Source organism: Brevibacillus brevis (assembly GCF_031583145.1).
In the GTDB taxonomy this organism is placed as follows: domain Bacteria; phylum Bacillota; class Bacilli; order Brevibacillales; family Brevibacillaceae; genus Brevibacillus; species Brevibacillus brevis_E.
In genome coordinates, this window is the sequence record NZ_CP134050.1 from 3,652,812 (window position 1) to 3,673,236 (window position 20,425).

Sequence of the window (20,425 nt, forward strand, 5' to 3'; positions counted from 1 at the left end):
GCTAAGACTTAACAATCAAGTCTTTGACCGCCGCTGCTTTTCGCAAGGGAACCGTATTGTTGGTTTTCCCCCTGTTTGATACGCTTCATTTTGCATCCGGCATGAGTCTGAGGGCGATACCCTGCCGACTCATGGAACTTGACAGCGTTACCCTCTTAACGGTAACCGGAAGCATTCGCTGGTTTGCCTGCTTCCTGCACTTCTACGGCATACCGAAAAAAGTCCGGCTGGGAACCGTCCAGATCATAAAAACCGTACACTTTTGCGAGCTCGCCGCTTGAAACTGACTGACCGTTCCAGCGCGCGACTTGTGGGTCGCCAGCAAGAGCGGCAACGGCACGTCCTATATAACGGGGCGTTTCCGAGATGACGAAATGAGGTTCCTGTTCAGCGGCGTCTCGCCAGTTTTCTTCCTTGACACCAAAGTGATCCAGCATGATCTCGGAACGCATCCACCCCGGAGTCACTGCTACGGCCGTGCAATGATGCGGCGCAAGCTCATGGGCCAACGACCTGGCCATACGGATGGCCGATGCCTTGGCCAGATCGTAAAAGAGCGACAAACGGTAGTTTTGATCATTGTATTCTGCCGTACCGTCCGTGATCTCCACCACCAATCCATTCCCGCTTCGAATCAACAGAGGGAGCGCAAAGTGGCTGGTAATGATATGCGTGTCAACCGCGAGCCGAAGCATGCGAAACCCACCTTCAAGAGAATGCTCCCACACGGGCACATTCCATTCGATCAAATGCTCGCCTCCCCACACATCGTTGACCAGGATGTCCAGTCTTCCCTGTTCCTTCTCGATGCGGGCGATAAGAGCCTGGACCTGATCAGGATCCAGATGATCCACTTGAATCGCGATTCCAGTGCCCCCCGCTTTCGTTACAAGCTCAGCAGTTTCTTCGATTGTTTCGGGACGATTGTACTCGGAGCGTTGTGTTCGTGTGGTGCGCCCGGTCACATAAACCGTGGCCCCGGCCGCGCCCAACTCCGTTGCGATTCCTCTCCCAGCCCCGCGTGTCGCGCCTGCCACCAATGCTACTTTTCCGCTTAGAGGTTTCATCATGAATTGCTCCTTTCGTTGATCTCCCCCCATTATGAGACAGGAATCATGTCAACATGTGTCATATTGATAGCCGCCTAGAATCTTTCTCCGATGCGGTCCGCAACAGAAAAACAAAGACTCCCTCGAAGAGAGCTCGAGGGAGCCGGGCAGCTTTTATTCCTGTTTTCGTATCCAAGCGATTGTGCGTGCTGCTCTTAGCGTAGCGTGACTTCCATTTTTTCATCCAGCAGTGAAAATGCTTGCTGCAGCTTCTCTTTCGGAATGGTCCCGTAATTGTCCCCGATGCTGATTTCGAAGTAGCTGCTTTCCTCATCCACGGCGTAGACGACAGCTGTCAAGCCTACCCCTGTTTCCTCCACTACTGCCAGGAAGACAGGCTCGATTTTCTCTTTCGGGAGCGGAAAATGAACGTGAAACATGTTTGACACCGGTACGAGCGGTCGGGTCCGCACGCCGTGGCAGCCGTTGTACATTGCCGCCAGCTCTCTTGCACCGTTTAAATAAGCCGGGAAGCGGTCCCGCCTTTTCTCGAAGGAATAGTCAGCGCTCAGAATGTACGGATACAGGCTGATCAGGTCTCCTCCGTGACGACGCTTCCAGATGAACGCTTCCTTGGCGAACGGCTCGCTTCCCGCGAGAATCGCCCCGGCAATGCCGCCGACTCCTTTGTACAAAGAGATGTACACGCTGTCAAAGAGCTGGCACACCTCCGCTGCCGTCTTTTGATAGTAGGGAAGGACCTCAAAAAGGCGTGCCCCGTCCATATGCAGCTTGATCCCTTCCTCGCGGCAATAGTCGGAGATCGCGACCAATTCATCAAATTCCGGCAATTCTCCACCGATTTCCCGTTGGGGAAGCTCGAGCAGCAAGCAAGCAACGTCGGAGCCCAGCTCCTGAACATCCGCCAATGTAATCAACCGGTTCTTGTCGGCGAGCAATACGGATTCGATCCGGTGAAGCTTCTTCAGACCGTCCTCTTCATGGATTTCCAAATGGCAAAGCGGATGATAGGCCACCTTGTGCAAGGAAAGCTCGTCGCACCAAATGCGCATGGCAATCTGCTGGGCCATCGTGCCGCTCGGGAAAAACACGGCTTTCTCTTTCCCGAGAACGCCCGCCATTTTGTTTTCGAAATCCTCGATGACGGGGCCTTTTCCGTACGTGTCACTCTCCAGGCCGGCGTCGATCTCTGCAAATGCCTGCTTGAGCACCCCAATGTTTCTCGGTCCGTTTCCCGGAACTTGATGCGCGCATGCCTTGTAGGCTTCCCTCAACTTCTTCGACAGTTCCATCTCCTGCATTCTCCTTCCCTGATACTTGCCCGCCCCGTTCCCTGAACAAGGGACAGCAAGAACTGCACTTCCTCTTTGACTATACACGGTTTCGGGAGCCTGTACCTAGAAAAAAAAGCGGGAAGGCGAAGTGATGTCCGCCCTCCCTTTCAACGCGCGCCGAGCTGCCACTCCTGCCGCAGCACCTGATGAAGCTGCTGCAGGAAAGCCACCGGGTCTGCCAGCTCCTGCCGATCGACCGCCAGCTCCAGCTTGGTTGTGTACAGGTTTACCAATTGGCTTGCCAGTTCTTTTCGCTTGTCCGGGGAAAGGGACTTCATCCTTTCTAGGAAAGAAGTCAGCAGTTGCCAGTCCTCCCGGGTAAACTTTTGTTTTTGGCGTTCATCGAGCGTCAGGCTCGTGCTCACCATGCCTGCATGCGACAGATGCGTACTTGGTTTGTTTCGAAGCCCATTTTTCGCCCCTCCTTCGGACACGACGACGGTGCCCGCGACGAGGTCGCCGATCCGCTTATCCTGGGGGTGAAAAAAAGATACGATCGCCCCGAGAAAGTATCCGGTCGGCAGTCCATCCACGATTCGGAACAGATTGCGAATGGCAGAGGCTAAAAACGTGACGGGCTGCCCGTTGTCCCGGATGACTCGCAGCCCCATCAACCGCTTGCCCACGGTCTGTCCCGACCAAAACGATTCCAGGACGAGAAAGTACCCGAAGTTGAAGACAAAGACAAACAGAACGACGATGGCCATCGCCCATTTTTCGGAATCGGTTTCCGTTTCCAAAAACCAGTTGCTTTTTCCAATTTCAACTAGGATAAAAAGCACAAATACAGTAAGATTAACCAAGGACAGCAATACGGTGTCAATGAGCTGGGCGGCTGCGCGGCTCCCCAAGCCAGCAGTCTGGAAGCGGAGCATGACATGCTCAGGGGTCACGACGGATGTCTCCCGGTTTGTCGGCAACTTTATCGGATCATTCATGATGGTTCACTTCATCCTCTCGATTTTGCTTAGAAAGGAGGCACAACGCTTGGATATTACCTCATTTTGGCACAAACACAAAACCTCGTGGTCGGAGCTCGAGCAGTTGGTGGAGCGCTTTGGACGGCAGCCGCGCACGATCAGCGCTGCCGATATCGACAGACTCACCCTGCTGTACAAAAAAGTGTCCGCCCACCTCGCCTACATCCGCACCTTTCACCCTGGTGACGAGGTGACGCTCTATCTCAATCAGCTCGTTTCGCGGGCGCACAATCTCACGTACAGGCAGCAATCAGGCAGCTTTCAGCAGCTTCGCCACTTTTTTGGCAGCTACCTGTTTTCGCTGGTGCAGAAGCGGTCGGGGTTCATCGGCATCGCCGCCTTTCTGTTCCTGCTCGGAGCGATTTTTGGCTTCGCAGCTGTCATGGCGGATCCGCTGAATATCTACGCCGTCCTGCCCCAGGGCATGGCCGAGCAATTCGACCCGGCCCAACTGGGAAAGGGGCATGACGATATCAATAGCCCCGTGATCTCTACCCTGATCATGACGAACAACATGAAGGTCGCGATCTTGGCCTTCGTGAGCGGCATTACACTGGGGATCTTCCCGATCTACCTGCTCCTGTTCAACGGCCTTCTCGTCGGTGCTCTCGCCGCCCTCTATGCGCAGGCCGGCAACAGCTACGCTTTCTGGGCGTACATCCTCCCGCACGGCGTCATCGAACTGACGGCCATCTTCATCGCGGGAGGCGCCGGGCTGCACATGGGCTACCGCCTGCTCGTGCCGGGACGCTTTGCCCGAAAACACCAGTTTCTGGAGGCTGCCAAAGAGTCAGCCCAGCTGCTGCTGGCGACCCTCCCCCTCTTTGTGATAGCGGGGATCATCGAAGGATTCATCACGCCTTCCGGGCTCTCCCTGGAGACAAAATACGGTGTCGCTCTCGCCACCCTGCTAATCCTCGGAGGGTGGTACGGGTGGGGATTGAAGCGCCAGCGCTCCGCTCACAGCGCTTCTCTCGCTTTGATGTCCAAATAAGTGTTCACGACAGCGAGCGTCAATTGATCGGCCGGAACGTCCAACACCTGGATGCCCGCGCCGGTCATTTTTTGTTGAAAAGCTCGGCGGTCCAGCTGGAACCGTTGCGCGAGCGATTTGACATACGCGATTCGACTGCTCCGCGTCTCCTGACCGCTCCATTCGTGCAGCAGCGGATCTGCCAAACTGAGCAGAAGCAAGAGGTGAGAGCGCCGCAGCCTCCATAAGTGGCCGCCCAGCTGATCCTCCACCAGGTAGTTCTCCATATCGGAAAAAAGCGCGATCAGGCTCCTTTTCTTTTGCTTGCGCAGCAGAAACTCCATGGCTTTGGCCGGATCGGATTCCACGAATTCGCTGCGCAGATCGAAGGTCGCCTCCAGCAATGTGTGCAGATGGGGCATGCCCTTTCCCGGCGGGATGTACGTCTTGATCTCGTGGGAGTAGACCAAGAGCGCGACCTGATCGCCTTGGCGCAAAGCCACAGCCGCCAGCGTCATGGCGGATTCGAGCGTCGCATCCAGTCGAGTGCGTCCGTCCCACTCCACTCCCATCAGCCTTCCGCAGTCCAGGAGGATGGTCACCACTTTTCCCTGCTCCGGCCGGTACTGGTTGGTCATGAGCTTGCGCGTGCGGGCGGACGCCGACCAGTTGATCGTCCGCGGATCGTCGTCGTAGCTGTACTCCCGGATGGCATGGAATTCAGAACCGGCATGCGCCCTGCGGACGAGCTTTTTCCCGTCGACGATCAGGCTGCCTTGCAGCGACGCCAGATAGCCGCGTACGGCGGACATGTCGGGATAGACACACACGGACTGACCGGCGGCAAAGCGGCTCTGCCTCCACCACAAGCCGACGGGCCCGCACCAGCGCACATATAGCCATGCGAACGGGTAGCGCCCTCGCTCCTTCCCGGCCGTCGTATAGGAGCGAATCTCCTTTCCGCTTGCCAGCTTCCCTACTACCGGGCCCGCTTCCGCAAAGGAAAGCGGCAGATCATCCAGGATGGAATAGGAAAGAGCGAATCCGCTTTTGTTCTCCAGCGCAATCTCGACGGAAAAGGGCTTCCCCAGATCCACCTGTTCCGGCATCGTCCTTTCGACGGAAAGATCAGACCGTCTGGGCATCGTCAGCCAATCGACCAGGCTGATGACTGCGAGCAAGCCGTTGTACAGCCAAAACGCCTGGTAGCCTGCTCCCATGATTTGTCCGGCGACAGCGACGGGTACGCCGAGCAGCGCGAGCAGAAGGAGCCGTCCCGTCGGCAGGACGAAGCGGTCCTGCAGCCAATCAGCGAGGAACCGGAATGGCGGCCAACGTTTCATCGATGATGTGGTCACTGGTGCCCCCCTCCATTTCCGCCTGCGGAGCCAGGACGAGCCGATGGCGAAGGGCAGGACGCGCCACCATTTTCACATCGTCGGGCGTCACGTACATCCGGTTGTCCAACAGGGCCCACGCCTTGCTCGCCTGCAAAACGGCAATTCCCGCACGCGAGCTCGCTCCGAGCACAAGCCGCTGCGTCTCTCGCGTTTTCCGAATCAGCGTGGTGATGTAATCGATAATCGTGTCGTCCACCACGACTTCGTCCAATCTTTTCCGCTCGCTCAGAAGATCGTCCAGAGAGCAAACCGGTTCTGTCGCGACACTTTGGCTGTCTTGGCTTCGTACATGCTGCCGGAGAATTTGCCGTTCATGCTCGAGGGATGGATACTGCATGGTCAGCTTGAATAAAAACCGGTCCAGCTGCGCTTCCGGCAAGACGTAGGTGCCTTCGTACTCGACCGGGTTTTGCGTAGCCACCACGAAGAAAGGCTCCGGCAGCGGATACGTGACGCCTTGGATGGTGACCTGCCGCTCCTCCATCGCTTCGAGCAAAGCAGACTGGGTCTTGGGGGGTGTCCGGTTGATCTCGTCTGCCAGGAGCAGATTGGCAAATACCGGGCCCTTGACTGTTTCAAAACGGTTGTGGTGCATGTTGAATACGACATGGCCGATGATGTCGCTCGGCATCATGTCCGGGGTAAACTGGACGCGCTTGCTTTCCCCCCCGATGAGACCGGACAGGGTACGGACCATCTTCGTTTTCCCGATCCCCGGGACCCCTTCCAGCAGCACATGTCCGCCTGCAAGCAAGGCCGCTATCAGCAGACGGACGTTTTGCCGCTGGCCCACCAATTCTTGTTCCATATGTACGAGCAATTGCTCCACTTCTCTCACTCCTTTTCCAGGCGCTGGATGACATCGTCGATCAAGAGGCTGTCTTGAAGCAGCCGCTTGGATGTGTAGCGCCTGTCTGTCTTTGCCTTCTCCAATGCTTCCAATACGCTCCGCAAGCGGCCGACGTCAGCTTCACTCCATTTGGTCCGGGCGAGCGAAAGGATCTCGCCGTACTCCGCCCGCCGGTGAACTCCCCAGCGATCGTACAGCCGCTGTCGCAAAAACGCTTCCCTGTGCAACAGCGCGTCCCGTGCGAGATTCTTGTGTTCATACCAGCTCGACACGGCGAGCAAGGTTTCGTCTCCACGCCGTACCGTCCATTCTCGCAGTGTATATACGGGACCGAACCGCTTTCCCCTCCACCAGATCCAGAGCAGCAGCACGAGCGCCAGCTGCAGGCAGCCCGCGATGAGCCAGCCTGGGTAAACGGCAAGCCAGCTTGGCCTGTCTTGCAATCCGTGGTGGTATTCATCCACCCACAGAACGGATTCCTTTCCTTGCACGTACGGCCAGACCGCCTCGAAATGGCCTTTCTGCAAAACGCCCTCGTTGGTCAGCCAGTCCGATACCAGAAAGAGACTGACATTCCCCTCACCATACGCGGTCCGCGCCGCGAGCACGCCCAAGTCGTCGGAGATCAACGCCTCTTGGTCCGGGGCATCATCCAGTCTCCACTGTGTCTGTGCCGTTCCCGTCAACTCCTGATCCAGCAGCGGGCCGACGATACGGCTCTCATGCCCTTCCTTTTCTCCGGTCAGTTTCGTCTCGAAGGGCAGATCCCCCCATTCGCCGGGCTCTTGTTCAAAAAGCAGCAGTTCGTTACCGCGCTTGACCCAGTCCAGCAGCTCGGATTGTTCGCGCTCCGTCAGTCCCCACGGCTCGACCATCATCAGGGCCTGCCCGCCCGTTGCCGGCAGGGCGCGCATCGGCTGTCTCCACTCTTTCACCTGGTGTCCTTTCTCCTCGAGCAGCAAAATCAGCGCCTTCATGCCATCCGGCGCGGTTGAAGACGAGAGGTACGGGGGCCCGCTTTTCGCTTGCGGCTGCACCAGCATCCACCCACACAAGAGCAGAAGCACGATGGCGGCTGCGATGCCTACGCGGTAGGTGCGCAAGCTATCCATCCTCTCTCACCTCCCGGAAATACTCTTTCAGGGCATTCCATCTTTCCCAAAAGTGCTCTTCGCTCACGGCAGACTGCCCGTACCATACACGCTCGAAAGCCTGGGCATGCGTCCGAAACACATCGCTCTCGCCCGGCTTATGGTAGTGGATCTCTTCCGCGTACTCCCAGTTTGTCTTCCAGGGCTCGACGCGAAGCCAGCCTTTTTCCTGCATGTAAACCAAAAGGGCGAGAAACAAGGAGCGTTCCCCTTCCCGCCATTGCTTCCTTTGGCCCAGCTCCTTTGCCTCCCGCAAATAATCCGCGTACGAGTGCACTTTTTCGGTACCCGAGAAGAGGGGCTGCCTGTACCTCTGCTCCCGCCCCAGTCTGCGAGCCAGCCAGAACACCAGGACGATCAGCCCGATCGCTGCTGCTGCAAGAATGATTGTGGATACGGTGCTCGATGTTCCCTCCGGAAGATGCCCCCGTTGGAAGAGCCCGAGCAGCTTTTCCAGGAACTGGTCCATGGCTTGGCGGAGCCAGCTTTCCCCCTGTTCCCCGTGGTGGGAAAACTCGTCCCTGGACAAGATTTCCTTCAGCTGTTCCTTGTCCTGTGCCCAAGGACTTCCGCTACTCATGGGAAACTCCCGGCCCTTCCTCTACATGCGGTGTCGCCGTCTCGTGTCCAGCCTGCTTTTCCAGCATAGCCATCAGATCCGTACCGTCTTTGCGCACCCGCAAATCGAGATAAGCCAGCGAGTAGACGATCATCATCCACGGCATGAGCACGCAGGAAAAGAGGAGCATCAGCAATTGGCTGAGGATAGACGCTCCCAATAGTCCGTAAACCGCCACCTGAACCCCGCCGGAAAAGACGGAGTAGAGTACCACCAAGACCACATAGAGGCCGAACAGCCGCCAAAAGTTCCCTTTTGTCAGGTTCCAGCTCTTTCCGAGCGGCACGCCTCCTCCTTCCAGCAGGACGTACGGCAGATAGAACCCCCAGCGAAGCATGAAAAAGCCGGGAACGAGCATGATCAGCACAATGAAAATCAGGTAAGCCACAATGAAAAGCATGATAAACAGGGCCGACACGACTGCGTCGTCGCCGTCGAAAATGCTCCCCAAAGATTCGCCGGAAATGAGCGTAACGATCAGCGCGAGCAAGCCGAACAGAAGCACGAATGCGAGCACGATGCCCACGATGACGAGCGAGTACACAACCGTCGCCCCGACAAGCGGCCAAAAACGTCCCATTGACTGTTTCAGCGCAGCCTTGATCCCCAGCGTCTGCCCCTCTACCGCAGCCCTGGTCATGAGCAAAGTCGACGACACCAGCTGCGGGTAGGCGCCAAGCCCCATGACGGGCAAAACAACCAGCAAATACAACAAGAGAAAGCCGATTTTGTCCGTCGGTTCAGTATCCATTCCGGCAAACCGGCTTGCTACCGATTCCCAAAAGTCGGAACCGTCTGTATCCTGCATGAAGAACGACAGGTTTCCGATATCAAAGACGAGCAAATCCTGCAACAGCAAAAACGGACCGAACAGCATCAGCGCCAATAGAAAAAAAGCGCCGAAATGCTGACGATAGACTGTGAAGCTGCGGTCCAGCAGCTTTCCTACTCCCATGGGAGCGAGCGGCGATTGATTCATGCCGAAACCTCCATGTTTCTTTTTTTTGAGATTACCTGAACCATTATACATGATTTTCCTTTTCTTTTAATAAATGATTCCTTTTCATTTCCTTTTTCTCTTCAAAAAACGGGAATCGGGCGATTTTTCGCCAGTAACATTACTTGGCTCCGCCAAGCATTTTGGCGGCCTTCGTTGCACGAATGCCGGATCAGAATCTCTCTGAATAAAAAAACTGCCTGCACATCATATCGAATGCGATCGACTGATCTGCGGCAGCTTGTTTGTTTTCCGAGCAACTACTAGCGGGATAAGTCCACACGGCAGCTGGAATGCTGTGCATCGAAATCAACAGTACCATGCAGGACTGTACAATGGGCTGTTTCCCGCTTCACAAGCCCGAGGGCTTCTTACGCATGCTTCAGCAAAAACTCTTTCCCGTACTCTCCGTGGTCCAGGATGGTCGGGTGTTCGATCTGGACGGTGGAGTGTTCGATTCCGTACTTTGTCTTCAAGATGTGGTTGATTCCCAAAATGACGCAGTACGGCTGGATGTCTTCCCGCACAAACACGTGTGCGGTCAAGGAATAGTGCTCTGTCGAGATGGACCACAGATGGAGCTCATGCACATCCTCTACGCCTTCCACGCTGCCCAGATCAGCCCGGATCTGATCCAGATCGAATTGCTCTGGCACGGATTCCATCAATACGGACAAAGACTCGCGAATGATTTTGGCTCCGCCCGTAAAAATGATGGCTCCGATGACCATGCTGACCACGGGATCAAAAAGGGTGTAGCCCGTGAAGTGAATGAGCAGCGCAGATACGATGACCCCGATGGAGCTGAGCAGGTCCCCGATAAAGTGCCACAGCGCGCTTTTCACATTCAGGTTGTTTTCCTCGCGCATACTTCGGCCAAGCACGATCGTCAGCACGATATTGACCACGAGACCGATGGATGCGATCCCCAGCATCAACCCCATCTTTACGTCCTGCGGATGAATCATCCGGTCGATTCCTTCGATAAAAATTCCGATGGCGATCACCGCCAGCGCCAACCCGTTTAAAAACGAAGCAATAATTTCAAAACGGAGGAATCCAAACGTGTACCTTTTGTTCGGCTTTCGCGCGGCCATATAGATCGCGGTCATGCTCAAGCCAAGGGCAAAGACGTCGGCGATCATGTGAGCCGAGTCGGACAGCAGGGCGAGGGAATGGGACAAGAGACCCCCTACGATTTCTACGATAGTGAAGAACAGTGTCAAGATCAACGTGATCCAGAGTGTTTTCTTCGACGTTTGCTGCTCTTTCACGTGATTGAGATGATGATAGTCCGTGTATTTCATCAGAGCCACCTCCGTTTTTAAAATAATTATAAAGTAATAATTGATTTAATTATAGGCGCGATTCCGCCAGAATGCAAATGAACGTTTTATGGATCATACTACTGATTTTCATTACCAGTTCGAACGATTCAGTAAAATTTCCTTAACCTCTGGACGCCCTCTTTATTTTCCCGTAATGTATGTTCCAATCACCCAACTCGAAAGCAAGGAGGTGTACGATGGATCTTAGCTTGCTCCTTTCCTTTTTGGCCGTATCGGTGCTCTTGACGCTGGCACCCGGCCCGGACATTTTATTCGTCATTGCGCAAAGCATCTCCCATGGGAGAAAAGCAGGCATTTCGACCGCTCTGGGACTGGCGACCGGCGTCATCGCCCATACGACAGCCGCTGCGCTGGGGATCACCGCGATCCTCTATAACTCGGCGCTTGCCTTCCACGTGGTCAAGTACGCGGGAGCGCTGTACCTCTTATACCTGGCTTACCAGGCGATCAAAGAAGGCGGCAGCCCGCTGTCGACGGCGGTGCCTCAGAAGCAGTCCGCATTGCGCCTGTATCGCACCGGCATTTTCATGAACGTCTTGAATCCGAAAGTCTCCCTGTTTTTCCTTGCGTTTTTGCCGCAGTTCATCACGCCGGGCACTGGAGATGAAGCCTTTCAGATGATGATTCTGGGCATTGTCTTCATGGTTCAGACGATCATCCTCTTCTCCACCGTCGCTGTTTTCGCCGGAATGTTCGGACAAAAGCTCTTGAGCAAATCCTCTGTCGGGAAATATGTCAACTACGGCAAGGCAGTCCTGTACGCGGCGATTGGCATCCGAATTGCGTTGTCGGATTCGTAAATATCTGTTGCCTCATTTTTGGTCGCCGGGATTTTTGTCCATATCAGACCCTCTTTCGCTGAATATGATAATCCATGTCTGACTGTGAGAGGTGTCGTGCAATGAAATTGACCAAGACGGCCAGAAAGAAAAGAAGGGCCAGACCCGCCGGATCCCCTCGCTTGGGCCGCAACAGAAAGCATTCGGTCACTGGGCTGCGCCGCTGGCTTCGCGTTCACGTCCGCGCCCCTCAAGTATCCGTGACCGCTCCCGTGCCTACCGTACAGGTCGATGCCCCATCCGTGAACATCGAGGCACCGAAGCCGATTGTCATCCCCGCTCCGGTCGTAAAGATCGACGTGGAAGAGGAGAGTGCCGACTACGCCAGCTATAAAGGGCTTCGCAGGGAATTGCGCAAATGCTTGAAACAGAATCAGCCCGTCGAGTTGCTGTTGGCTTCCGATTTCGGATCGGACAACCGGAAATTTCAGACGGGTTCTTTGACCCGTGTGGATGAAGGCATCGTCGAGCTGCGTGCAACCGCTCCCGACGGCACGCGGGAATTCAGCATCCTGATTCCTCTCAATCGTATCGTCGCAATCATTCCTGGCCAGACCTACGCGGCACAAGCTGCCCCCGCTGCGGAAGACGAAGGGGCGGAAACCGAGCCGATCTCGTTGCGCTTGAGTGACGAGGACCGGGAATCTCTCGCTTCGGGGTAAGCATTTTCTTGGCACGGGGCAAATGCCGCAGGCCACTGCCCCCTGCCGGGACTCCTGATCCTTCGTCGGACAAGCCTCGCATGCTGTGCAAGGCTTGTCCGATTACAGTGAAAACAGGCGCCAATCACACACCTGACAAATGAGCCATTGCCCGCTTCTCCCAACGGATGTGGGGACAAGCGGGCTTTTGACTCTGAGTGGCCCGTATGACTTACCTCCGCGAACCGCCCCAAACCTGCAGTACGTCCCTCGCCACACGGTCCCAGGTGAACCTCTCTTCTGCCAGTCTCCTCCCCACTGCCCCCATCTGTCTTTGCAAATCCCTACTGGAGAGCAGCTTGTTGAGCTGGGTGGAAAAAGACTGCGGATTTTCCGGCTCTTCGACCAAGAGCCCGTTGTTCCCGATGATGACCTCCGCATTTCCTCCCCGTTTGGTCGTGACAAATGGCAATCCTGCGGCCATCGCCTCGTAGTGCACCCTGGCCAGCGGCTCCTCCCACTGGGAAGGGCATACGAATATATCGCCTGCCCAGAACCACTGATGGATTTGTTCCGAGCTCACATAGCCCGTCGTAATGACCGGAATCGGTGAACGGTCAGCAAGGGAACGAACATACGCCACATAGTCGCTGACTTTGTCCACCCCATACCACGATCCGCCTACAAGGACGAGCGCGATATTGGAATGATGCTTTTGCAAGTCGTTCATCGCCCGTACCAGGATATCTGCTCCCTTTTTCGGAGTCAGCCTGCCCACGAACAAGATCACCTGTCTGTTCCCCAAGTTGTGCATGGATCGCAATTCCTGGCGGATTTTCCGCGCCGCTTGCGACCCTTCCCACGGAACAAATGTCTGCAAATCGACCCCGGAGTAAATCGTTCGCAGCTTGGGAGCCGCTTCCGGGTAGAGGGACTGAATCACGCGTCCCACATAATCGCTGATCGTAATGATCCGTTCCGTCTCGGCGATGGCCACGGCCGCTTCCGCCGGATTGATTTTCGCCTGGTCGAACATGTCGTTGTGCATGCTGAGAATGATGCGCGCCCTGGGAGCCACTTCGCGAATCAGCGGCACCAGCCGCGGACGGTTAAACACGTGGATGATGTCGTACGATTGATTGCGCAAAAATTGCACGACTTCTTCCGCATACGTCTCAAATACGCCCTGCCCGTTAACCCTCACATAGCGCACATTGCGAATCTTCTCTTCCATCGGAAGCGAAGGGTCTGTCGTTCCCAATACGGTTACATCGTGATGTCTGCCAAGAACGTCGACGATCCCTGATATATAGGTCTGGATAGCGCCGCCGCGGACTGGAGGGACGGGCAATTTTTCTGTACAGATCATGACTACCTTCATCCGAATACTCCTTTCCTCGTACGGCTCATCGCACTCCTCTGGTCTTTACCCCTTTTTTGGGCCTCGGTTTGTTTGCAGCCTGCCTGTTCAGCTTCTTACTGGGTGCAGGCACTTTGGTGAATGAATGCTTTTTCCCCGGCTGAGCCGCTTTCTTTGTCTTGCCTTTGGTTGAACCGACTCGCTTGATGGATTTGACAGCCTTTTGCGCCGCCTGCCCTTTGACCCGTTTGGCAGCAGCAGCCCTACGCTTGCTGAGCGGTACAACCTTTCCCCCTGCTTTCTTGACAGCAGCTGCGCCTCGTTTCTTCACAGCCGGTTTTTTGGCTGGAACTGCCGGCTTACTGCTTGGGGAGGAGACCGCCTCTCCGGAAATCGGCTTTTTCTTTGCCTGGCCGCTTCGAGCTGCTCTGCTTTCCTCCGAAAGGTATGGCGCCAGTGGGATGACCTTCCTCTGGCTGACCTTGCCCGCACGCGGCTTTCTTTTCGCAGCAGGTACAGACGCTTTCTTTTTCATAGGCTTGAGACGAACAACCGGGCTCGAAACGACCTCGGCTGGCTTTTCCTTTTCCTGCTCGGAACGCTTCTCGCCAGTATCTGCGTCTTTCTTCTTGATTTTGAGCCGTCCCTTTTTGCTTTCCTCTGCAGCCGGAACCTTCCTGTCTTCCTTTTCCTGTGGCTGGAGCCCCCAGCTTTGCTGATCCCACGGGCTGTCCGACGAGATTCTCTTGACTTCCGCAGGTACAGCAGCGCTTTCGTAGCTTCCTGGCTTGTATTTGGAACGCTCCGCTGCCAGCTCCGCCAATGCCTGCGCTTTCGTCCGATCGGTTGCGACGACCCGTTGCAGGATCCCTTCCGCTTCCGTATTCAAAAAAGTCAGCGGGTCAAAGAACATTTCTTTCAGATGCTTGTAAAACTCATTCGGCACGGCCATGTCGATCAGGAGCACTTCATAGGATTCGGCATCCAGCGGGTTTGCCTGGTGATACGCATCGATCATGCCGCGCATCCACGTCAGATCCCACACTCCCATATCGTCCATCGTGCTCGTAATCAGCTTCCTTAGATCGCGAAACGGCAAGTCGTACGAAACCCCATCGAGGTCGATGACCCACAGACCGCCGGGGCCGTTCTGACCGTTCGACCATCCGTAGTCTTGGTGCACCAGTCCCCAGTGCGGCTCCCCCATCGCAACCATCCGCGGATAAGCCGACGCTTTCAACCGTTCCAGAGCTTCCAGCGCCTGGCGCTCGTACTCGTCGACTACCGCCAGAATCGAGGGACTCGCGGCTGTATCGCGGTACGCCTTGGCCATTTCTCTCATCCAGCCGATTTTTTTGGCGATCTTCTGGTAGTAATTCGGCCAGCGGTACAAGCGGGAAGAGTTTTTCGCTCCAAAGGGTGGCAAGTACCCTTTCGTGTGCCGGTGAAACTCTCCCAGTCCGTAACAAAGCTCCTGAGCTCCTACCAAATCTACTTTTGTCGCAGGGGTCAGCGCGATCCAGTCCGTAACGATCCAGAGCTTTCCTCCCATTTCCACAAACAGCTTGCCGTCGTTTGCGGGAATCAAAGCCGGGACCCTTGCGCCTTGCCGAACGACGTAATCTTGCAATCCCACGCTGAACAGACTGCGCTCGGGGGTGCGATGCAGGAGCTTTAGGCTGCGCGGCCCTTTGTTCGTCTCGATTTTCCAAATCGCTCCGCCTTTGTCGGGCTTCGAAGTGATCAGGGTGCGAGAGCTCACCTTCATGTCGTATTGGCGCATGACCTGTTCGGCTATCGCATCGACCTCAGGAGGCACCTGCAAATCCCAGTTCACGGGAGCCGGCTCCGTCCCCGTCCGGGTGTCCCATGGCGTAATCAGATACTGTTCCATTCCATTCCCCCCACGTTGCCTTATGGAGATCTCTACGAATTCTTAATAAATTATTCGTCGCATTTTGAACACGAAACGGACAAATAGCCATGGGGATAAGCCAATTCGGCTCCACTACAGGGATACCCGCTGCCTCTCCCCCCGTTCTCAAACAAAAAAGCGCCTTGGCCTGTACGGTTTGTACAGACCAAGGCGCCCCCAAAACGAGTGAATCGCATCCACCCATTCAGCCAATCATCAAGAGCTCCCGGATTTCCTGCTCCGTCAAGCTGGACAGCGCCTCGCTGCCGGGCTGGATGACTTCCTGAATGAGATTTTTCTTTCGCTGCTGAAGCTCGTACATTTTTTCTTCCACGGTTCCTTCTGCGACGAGTCGGATGACTTGCACGACATTTTTTTGGCCGATCCGGTGTGCCCGATCCGTAGCTTGCTCCTCCACCGCCGGATTCCACCACAAGTCGTAAAGGATCACCGTGTCGGCCCCGGTCAAATTCAAACCGGTACCTCCTGCCTTGAGCGACAGCAGGAACAGGTTCCCCTCCCCTTCATTAAAGCGCTGGCAGAGCTCCACGCGCTTCGCTGCGGGCGTGCTCCCGTCCAAATAGAAGAACGGAACACCCGCACTGCCCAGCTCTCGTCCAATCAGACCGAGCATCTCGGTGAATTGGGAAAACAGCAGCACCCTTCTGCCTGCGCTGCGGCATTCCTCTACGATATCCAGCACTTGCTCGAACTTGGCAGAGCTGCCCTTGTAGTCTTCGACGAACAAGGCGGGATGGCAGCACAGCTGCCGCAGCCTGGTCAATCCGGCCAAGATTTTGATCCGGTTTTTCTGGAAACTCTCTTCGTCCAGATGCTTCAGCGTCTCCTGGCGCAGCTTGGCCAGATAGGCGGCGTACAGCTTTTTCTGCTCCGGCAACAGAGCGGAAGGCTGCAGCGTCTCGATCTTGTCCGGCAGCTCGCGCAGGACATCCGCCTTGACTCTGCGGAGCAAAAACGGACGGACGCGCTTTGCCACCGCTTCCCGGGTCATTTCGTTGAAGGCTCTCCTTCCCGGGAACAGTCCTGGAAAGACGGCGTCATAAATCGACCACAGCTCTTCCAGCCCGTTTTCCACGGGTGTCCCTGTCAGTGCGAAGCGATGAGCAGCCTGAATGCTCTTGACCGCCTGCGCCGTCTGAGTGGCGTGATTTTTGAACGCTTGGGCCTCATCCAGGATGAGCGTATGAAACGAGAGGCTTCCATACAGCGTTTCATCCCGGCGCAAGAGCGGATACGAGGTGATGATGACGTCGACTTGATCGGCTTCTCCCCACACCTTCGCCCTCTCGCTTTTCGTGCCGTCCGCGATCACGGTGCGCACTTCTGGCGCGAATTTTTTCAGCTCGCTCTGCCAGTTGTACAAGAGCGAAGCAGGCGAGACGATGAGGGCCGGCTGCCTGCGCTCCCGGATCTCCGGTAGGACCGACAAGAGAAACGCAATGCTTTGCACCGTTTTGCCGAGTCCCATATCGTCTGCCAGAACGCCGCCGAAGTGATAATGGGCAAGCGTCTTCAACCACTGATATCCGTACACCTGATAGTCCCGCAAAATGCTCTTCAGACTGCCTGGGACCGGGAAGTCCAGACTGTCCGGATGCTTCATGTTCTCCAGCAGATGTCGGAACGCTTTGCCAAACGAGACATTCTTCCCCTTGCTGTCCGAGTCCAGCATGGCCAATCCGCGCACGACCGGAATCCGGAGGGTCCGTCCCTCGATCTCTTCGCCGCTGATCCCCAGCTCGCCCATCAGGCGGTGAATGTTTTGAAAGTCTTCGCTCTCAAGAGGCAGCAGCGCTCCGTTGGGCAGGCGATAATACTTCCTCTTCTCTTCCAGCGAACGCAATAGCCCGCGAATCTCCGCTTCCGGTATTCCATCGATGTCAAATTGGAACTCGAGCCAGTTGGTCCGCTCGTCCATATCCACTCTCACTTTTGGAGGTGCAAAGCCCGTGAGCAGCCTCACTTTGACTGCGGAGGTGGCGTACACCCTGACCAGCTTTTCCAGCTGGGGAACCATGTGGTACAAGAAATCGTACTGAGCTTCTTCATCATCCAGATAGTACCCGGCCTCGGTACGGGTAAAGGCGCTTTCCTCCATCAACTCCAGGATTTGGCGTTCCTTCTCTCCGTCTCGGAGCACGATCAGATCGGTCACTTTTGCGAGTGCGGCATCCTCCAGCGGATTGAACACGATATCCCCGTACTGAAATTCCAACCCCGCCAGGAGCCGGTCCCGGATCCGGTCCAGGTAAAGCTTGGCCGACAGCTGCGTCCGCACCATCCTCTGCGATACGGAGGGAGAGATCGCAACGCTCCCGATTTTTTTCAGCTCCGGGACGACTTGGGCGAGAAAAGGCTCCATTTGCTCCTGTCCAATTTGCAGCTGCCGCCTTCCGGTAGAAGCCAGCATCCCTTTCAACTGCTGGAGGCGGCGGCACATGGCTGGCGTCAGCTCATAGAGCTTGCCCTCTGCGACAGCCAAACGATACGAATCCAGGACTGTCACCTTTTCCAAACCATCTACTGCGAACTGATAATGGGCGGGCGATCCCTGGTCAAATGAAAAAGACAACGGCAGCGGTGCATCAGACGACGCGATCCCATCATACGTCTTCTCGCCCGCCTCAAACGAAACGGCCTGGACCTGTTCTAGCGCCCGCTGCAGCATTTCCCACATCAGAGGCGGAACGAGCAGTGTCCGCGTATCCGTCTCGCGGCTGTGGAGCGCGGAGCGGTGCGACGACTCGCGATACAGCTTTTCATTTGCCTCGATCTCGATCAGCTGTTCGAGGACAGCCACGTCCTCCCGCAAAAAGCAGTGCAAATCGGGCTCGTAGGTGAAATGGCTGGAAAACTCGTAGGGCTTGCCTTGCTCGACCCGCTCCAAAAACTCTTTTATTTTTTTCACAATGTATCGCCGCTTGGTTCCGACTCGCAGCTCGATACCGAACATGTATTTTTGGTAGCCGTACGAAACGAGCTTGCACACGTACTCGATCTCCAGAGGGGTCCGTGCGTCAAATCGCATCTTGCCGGCTTTTCGTTCCGGATGGGCAAACAGACCGAGCATTTTTGCGGTCAGCTGCCTGTCGTAGGCAAGATCGGCTGCGTCTGGAGCATGTGCGTTGCGGCTCCACTCCCGTCCTGTGCCGAACCGCTCGGGGATGGCCGGTGTTCTGCCGTCCGCCTGCAGATCCAGGATAGCCAGCAGAACAGCCGCTACGTGCTGGCAGTCCTGATCGTAGGAGCGCAGCTTGGGGCAGGTGCAATCCGTCTGGACAGCGCCATCCGCAAATACAACGGTCACCCGATCGCTCGCCGCTCCCTTGATCGTCGCTTCGTAGCGCGGACCTTCCGGATCGTAATCCGTAAACGTCACTTTATTTGCGCGATGGTATGCCTTCCCGCGCTCATACGACATATGCCCGCATCGCTGCTGAATATAGCGGTGTGTCAACTGAACGTCCATAGCTGCAAATCCTTTCTGTTCTCTTCCACGTATCTGTCGTTCTTTTTGCCGATATTCTCATGATAACAGATTGCCCACGAGCAGAGGAAAAGAAAAAGATGCGCCGGGGACGCACCTTTGTTGGCTTCGATACGGAGAGAATCTCCTTACCGCACGAACCCTTCATTTTCATTTTCATCTTCTTCATCGATGTCGTCTTCTACGACTGGAGGATTATTCCCTGCGAAGATGTACTTTCTCTTCCTTCCGTCCCTGTATTCAACCTTCACTTTGATTTCCACGATCTCATCATCGTCGCCGACCTTTTCTCTCAAATACTTCAACCATTTCAGTCCCATGCCGCCACCTCCTGGTCCTGGATGATTTCACAGCGGAAACGTCAGCGTAAACTCCGTTGACTTTACACTATATGAGAGGAGCTTCAGCATGGTATGAGCGGTTGTCACTCCTCTTTCGCCAAATCATTCCACCGTCTTCCATCTGTGCTCTCCTGAAGCTGTACATAATCGGCAAGGGACTGGACAAACTTTCTTCGAAGCCAGTGAACTAAGATGTTTGCAGAAAGGACGTGAAGCTTGCAAATGGACAAAGCGGGTATGAGGCTGACTGCCCAGAAGAGTCCGGTCTGGTCGAAATGGCGGCTCGTTTGCATGTGCCTATTGCTGTTGTTGCTCTCCCCGATCCACGCTGCTCTCGCCTATCAGGACCAGCCGTATCACTTCGGATTCAAAAAAAGCAAAAACGGTCAGCTCCCTTCCATTAATGAAGAAGGATTTAAGCATGTCGTCGATCGCCACGGAGCCGTTTTTCTCGGAGACACAACGAAAAAAGAACTGTATCTGACGTTCGACAACGGATATGAGAACGGCTATACCTCCTCGATTCTCGATACGCTGCTCGCGCGAAAGGTGCCTGCCATTTTCTTTGTTACCGGCCATTATGTAAAAGACCAGCCCGAGCTGCTGAAGCGTATGGCGACAGAAGGACACCTCATCGGGAACCACTCCTGGAGCCATCCGGACATGACCACGATCTCAAACGAAAAAGTCAAGGAAGAGCTGGCGAAGGTAAAAGAAGCCGTGGCGCAGGTGACCGGGCAAAAGGAAATGCGGTATTTGCGCCCTCCCCGGGGAATCTTTAGCGACCGGACGCTGGGCGTCACGAAAGAGCTGGGCTATACCAACGTCTTTTGGTCAGTGGCCTACCGCGATTGGGACACCAAGGTGCAACGCGGATGGAAATACGCCTACGACAATGTGATGGCACAACTGCATCCAGGGGCGGTCATCCTGCTCCATTCCGTCTCCAAGGACAACGCCGATGCCCTTGGCGCTATCATCGACGCAGCCAGGAAGCAAGGGTACGAATTCAAGGCGCTGGATCAACTGCCGCCCCGCTGAGGGCTCCCGCCACCTTTTCCTGTCAAAGGAAAAACTCCCGCGAACCACCTTCGGCCG

The 20,425-nt window shown here is 55.7% G+C and carries 17 protein-coding genes; 4 read left to right on the plus strand and 13 right to left on the minus strand.

The annotated features are described in order from the left end of the window. Positions 1–155: 155 nt before the first annotated feature. The 3 genes from RGB73_RS18140 to RGB73_RS18150 form a co-directional block, all read right to left on the minus strand. A complete protein-coding gene (locus RGB73_RS18140; protein WP_310774407.1) occupies positions 156–1,067 on the minus strand; it encodes an SDR family oxidoreductase in 912 nt (303 codons plus the stop codon). Between the two features lie 197 nt (positions 1,068–1,264). Next, entirely contained in the window at positions 1,265–2,362 is a 1,098-nt protein-coding gene (locus tag RGB73_RS18145) for a threonine aldolase family protein (protein ID WP_310764135.1), read from the minus strand. Positions 2,363–2,511: 149 nt separating this feature from the next. Further along, a complete protein-coding gene (locus tag RGB73_RS18150; protein WP_310764137.1) occupies positions 2,512–3,342 on the minus strand; it encodes an RDD family protein in 831 nt (276 codons plus the stop codon). Positions 3,343–3,391: 49 nt separating this feature from the next. On the opposite strand from RGB73_RS18150, the gene RGB73_RS18155 reads away from it, so the two are divergent. Next, complete coding sequence (locus RGB73_RS18155) at positions 3,392–4,378, plus strand: stage II sporulation protein M (RefSeq protein ID WP_310764139.1); 987 nt, start codon at positions 3,392–3,394, stop codon at positions 4,376–4,378. Here the strand turns inward: RGB73_RS18155 and RGB73_RS18160 are convergent. The 6 genes from RGB73_RS18160 to RGB73_RS18185 form a co-directional block, all read right to left on the minus strand. After that, entirely contained in the window at positions 4,345–5,715 is a 1,371-nt protein-coding gene (locus tag RGB73_RS18160) for a DUF58 domain-containing protein (RefSeq protein WP_310764141.1), read from the minus strand. The genes RGB73_RS18155 and RGB73_RS18160 overlap by 34 nt on opposite strands. Continuing rightward, the gene (locus RGB73_RS18165; RefSeq protein ID WP_310764143.1) at positions 5,666–6,586 is read right to left on the minus strand and encodes an AAA family ATPase; all 921 of its coding nucleotides are present in this window, start codon (positions 6,584–6,586) and stop codon (positions 5,666–5,668) included. Before RGB73_RS18165 ends, RGB73_RS18160 begins: the two co-directional genes overlap by 50 nt. 5 nt (positions 6,587–6,591) lie before the next feature. Next, complete coding sequence (locus tag RGB73_RS18170) at positions 6,592–7,719, minus strand: DUF4350 domain-containing protein (RefSeq protein ID WP_310764145.1); 1,128 nt, start codon at positions 7,717–7,719, stop codon at positions 6,592–6,594. Next, on the minus strand, positions 7,712–8,338 hold the full coding sequence (locus RGB73_RS18175) for a DUF4129 domain-containing protein (RefSeq protein WP_310764147.1): 627 nt from the start codon (positions 8,336–8,338) through the stop codon (positions 7,712–7,714). Before RGB73_RS18175 ends, RGB73_RS18170 begins: the two co-directional genes overlap by 8 nt. Next, positions 8,331–9,356: a DUF7847 domain-containing protein gene (locus RGB73_RS18180; protein ID WP_310764149.1), complete on the minus strand. Its 1,026-nt coding sequence runs from the start codon at positions 9,354–9,356 to the stop codon at positions 8,331–8,333. Before RGB73_RS18180 ends, RGB73_RS18175 begins: the two co-directional genes overlap by 8 nt. A gap of 389 nt (positions 9,357–9,745) precedes the next feature. Next, positions 9,746–10,681, minus strand: coding sequence for a cation diffusion facilitator family transporter (locus RGB73_RS18185; protein ID WP_310764151.1), 936 nt, complete (start codon positions 10,679–10,681; stop codon positions 9,746–9,748). A gap of 218 nt (positions 10,682–10,899) precedes the next feature. Here RGB73_RS18185 and RGB73_RS18190 point away from each other — a divergent pair, with 218 nt between their 5' ends. After that, the gene (locus tag RGB73_RS18190) at positions 10,900–11,523 is read left to right on the plus strand and encodes a LysE family translocator (RefSeq protein WP_310764153.1); all 624 of its coding nucleotides are present in this window, start codon (positions 10,900–10,902) and stop codon (positions 11,521–11,523) included. 101 nt (positions 11,524–11,624) lie between these two features. Next, positions 11,625–12,224 (plus strand): hypothetical protein, encoded by a 600-nt coding sequence (locus RGB73_RS18195; protein ID WP_310764155.1) that lies wholly within the window; start codon positions 11,625–11,627, stop codon positions 12,222–12,224. Between the two features lie 211 nt (positions 12,225–12,435). Here the strand turns inward: RGB73_RS18195 and RGB73_RS18200 are convergent, their stop codons facing one another. The 4 genes from RGB73_RS18200 to RGB73_RS18215 form a co-directional block, all read right to left on the minus strand. Further along, entirely contained in the window at positions 12,436–13,584 is a 1,149-nt protein-coding gene (locus RGB73_RS18200; RefSeq protein ID WP_310764157.1) for a glycosyltransferase family 4 protein, read from the minus strand. Positions 13,585–13,609: 25 nt separating this feature from the next. Then, complete coding sequence (locus RGB73_RS18205) at positions 13,610–15,457, minus strand: CotS family spore coat protein (protein WP_310764159.1); 1,848 nt, start codon at positions 15,455–15,457, stop codon at positions 13,610–13,612. A gap of 226 nt (positions 15,458–15,683) precedes the next feature. Further along, positions 15,684–18,968 carry a DEAD/DEAH box helicase gene (locus RGB73_RS18210; RefSeq protein ID WP_310764162.1) on the minus strand — a complete coding sequence of 1,095 codons (3,285 nt, stop codon included), beginning with the start codon at positions 18,966–18,968 and terminating at the stop codon, positions 15,684–15,686. Positions 18,969–19,114: 146 nt separating this feature from the next. Beyond that, positions 19,115–19,306, minus strand: a complete 192-nt coding sequence (locus tag RGB73_RS18215; protein ID WP_310764164.1) for a hypothetical protein — start codon at positions 19,304–19,306, stop codon at positions 19,115–19,117. Positions 19,307–19,618: 312 nt separating this feature from the next. Here RGB73_RS18215 and pdaA point away from each other — a divergent pair, with 312 nt between their 5' ends. After that, entirely contained in the window at positions 19,619–20,368 is a 750-nt protein-coding gene (pdaA, locus tag RGB73_RS18220; protein ID WP_310774409.1) for a delta-lactam-biosynthetic de-N-acetylase, read from the plus strand. Positions 20,369–20,425: the final 57 nt, after the last annotated feature.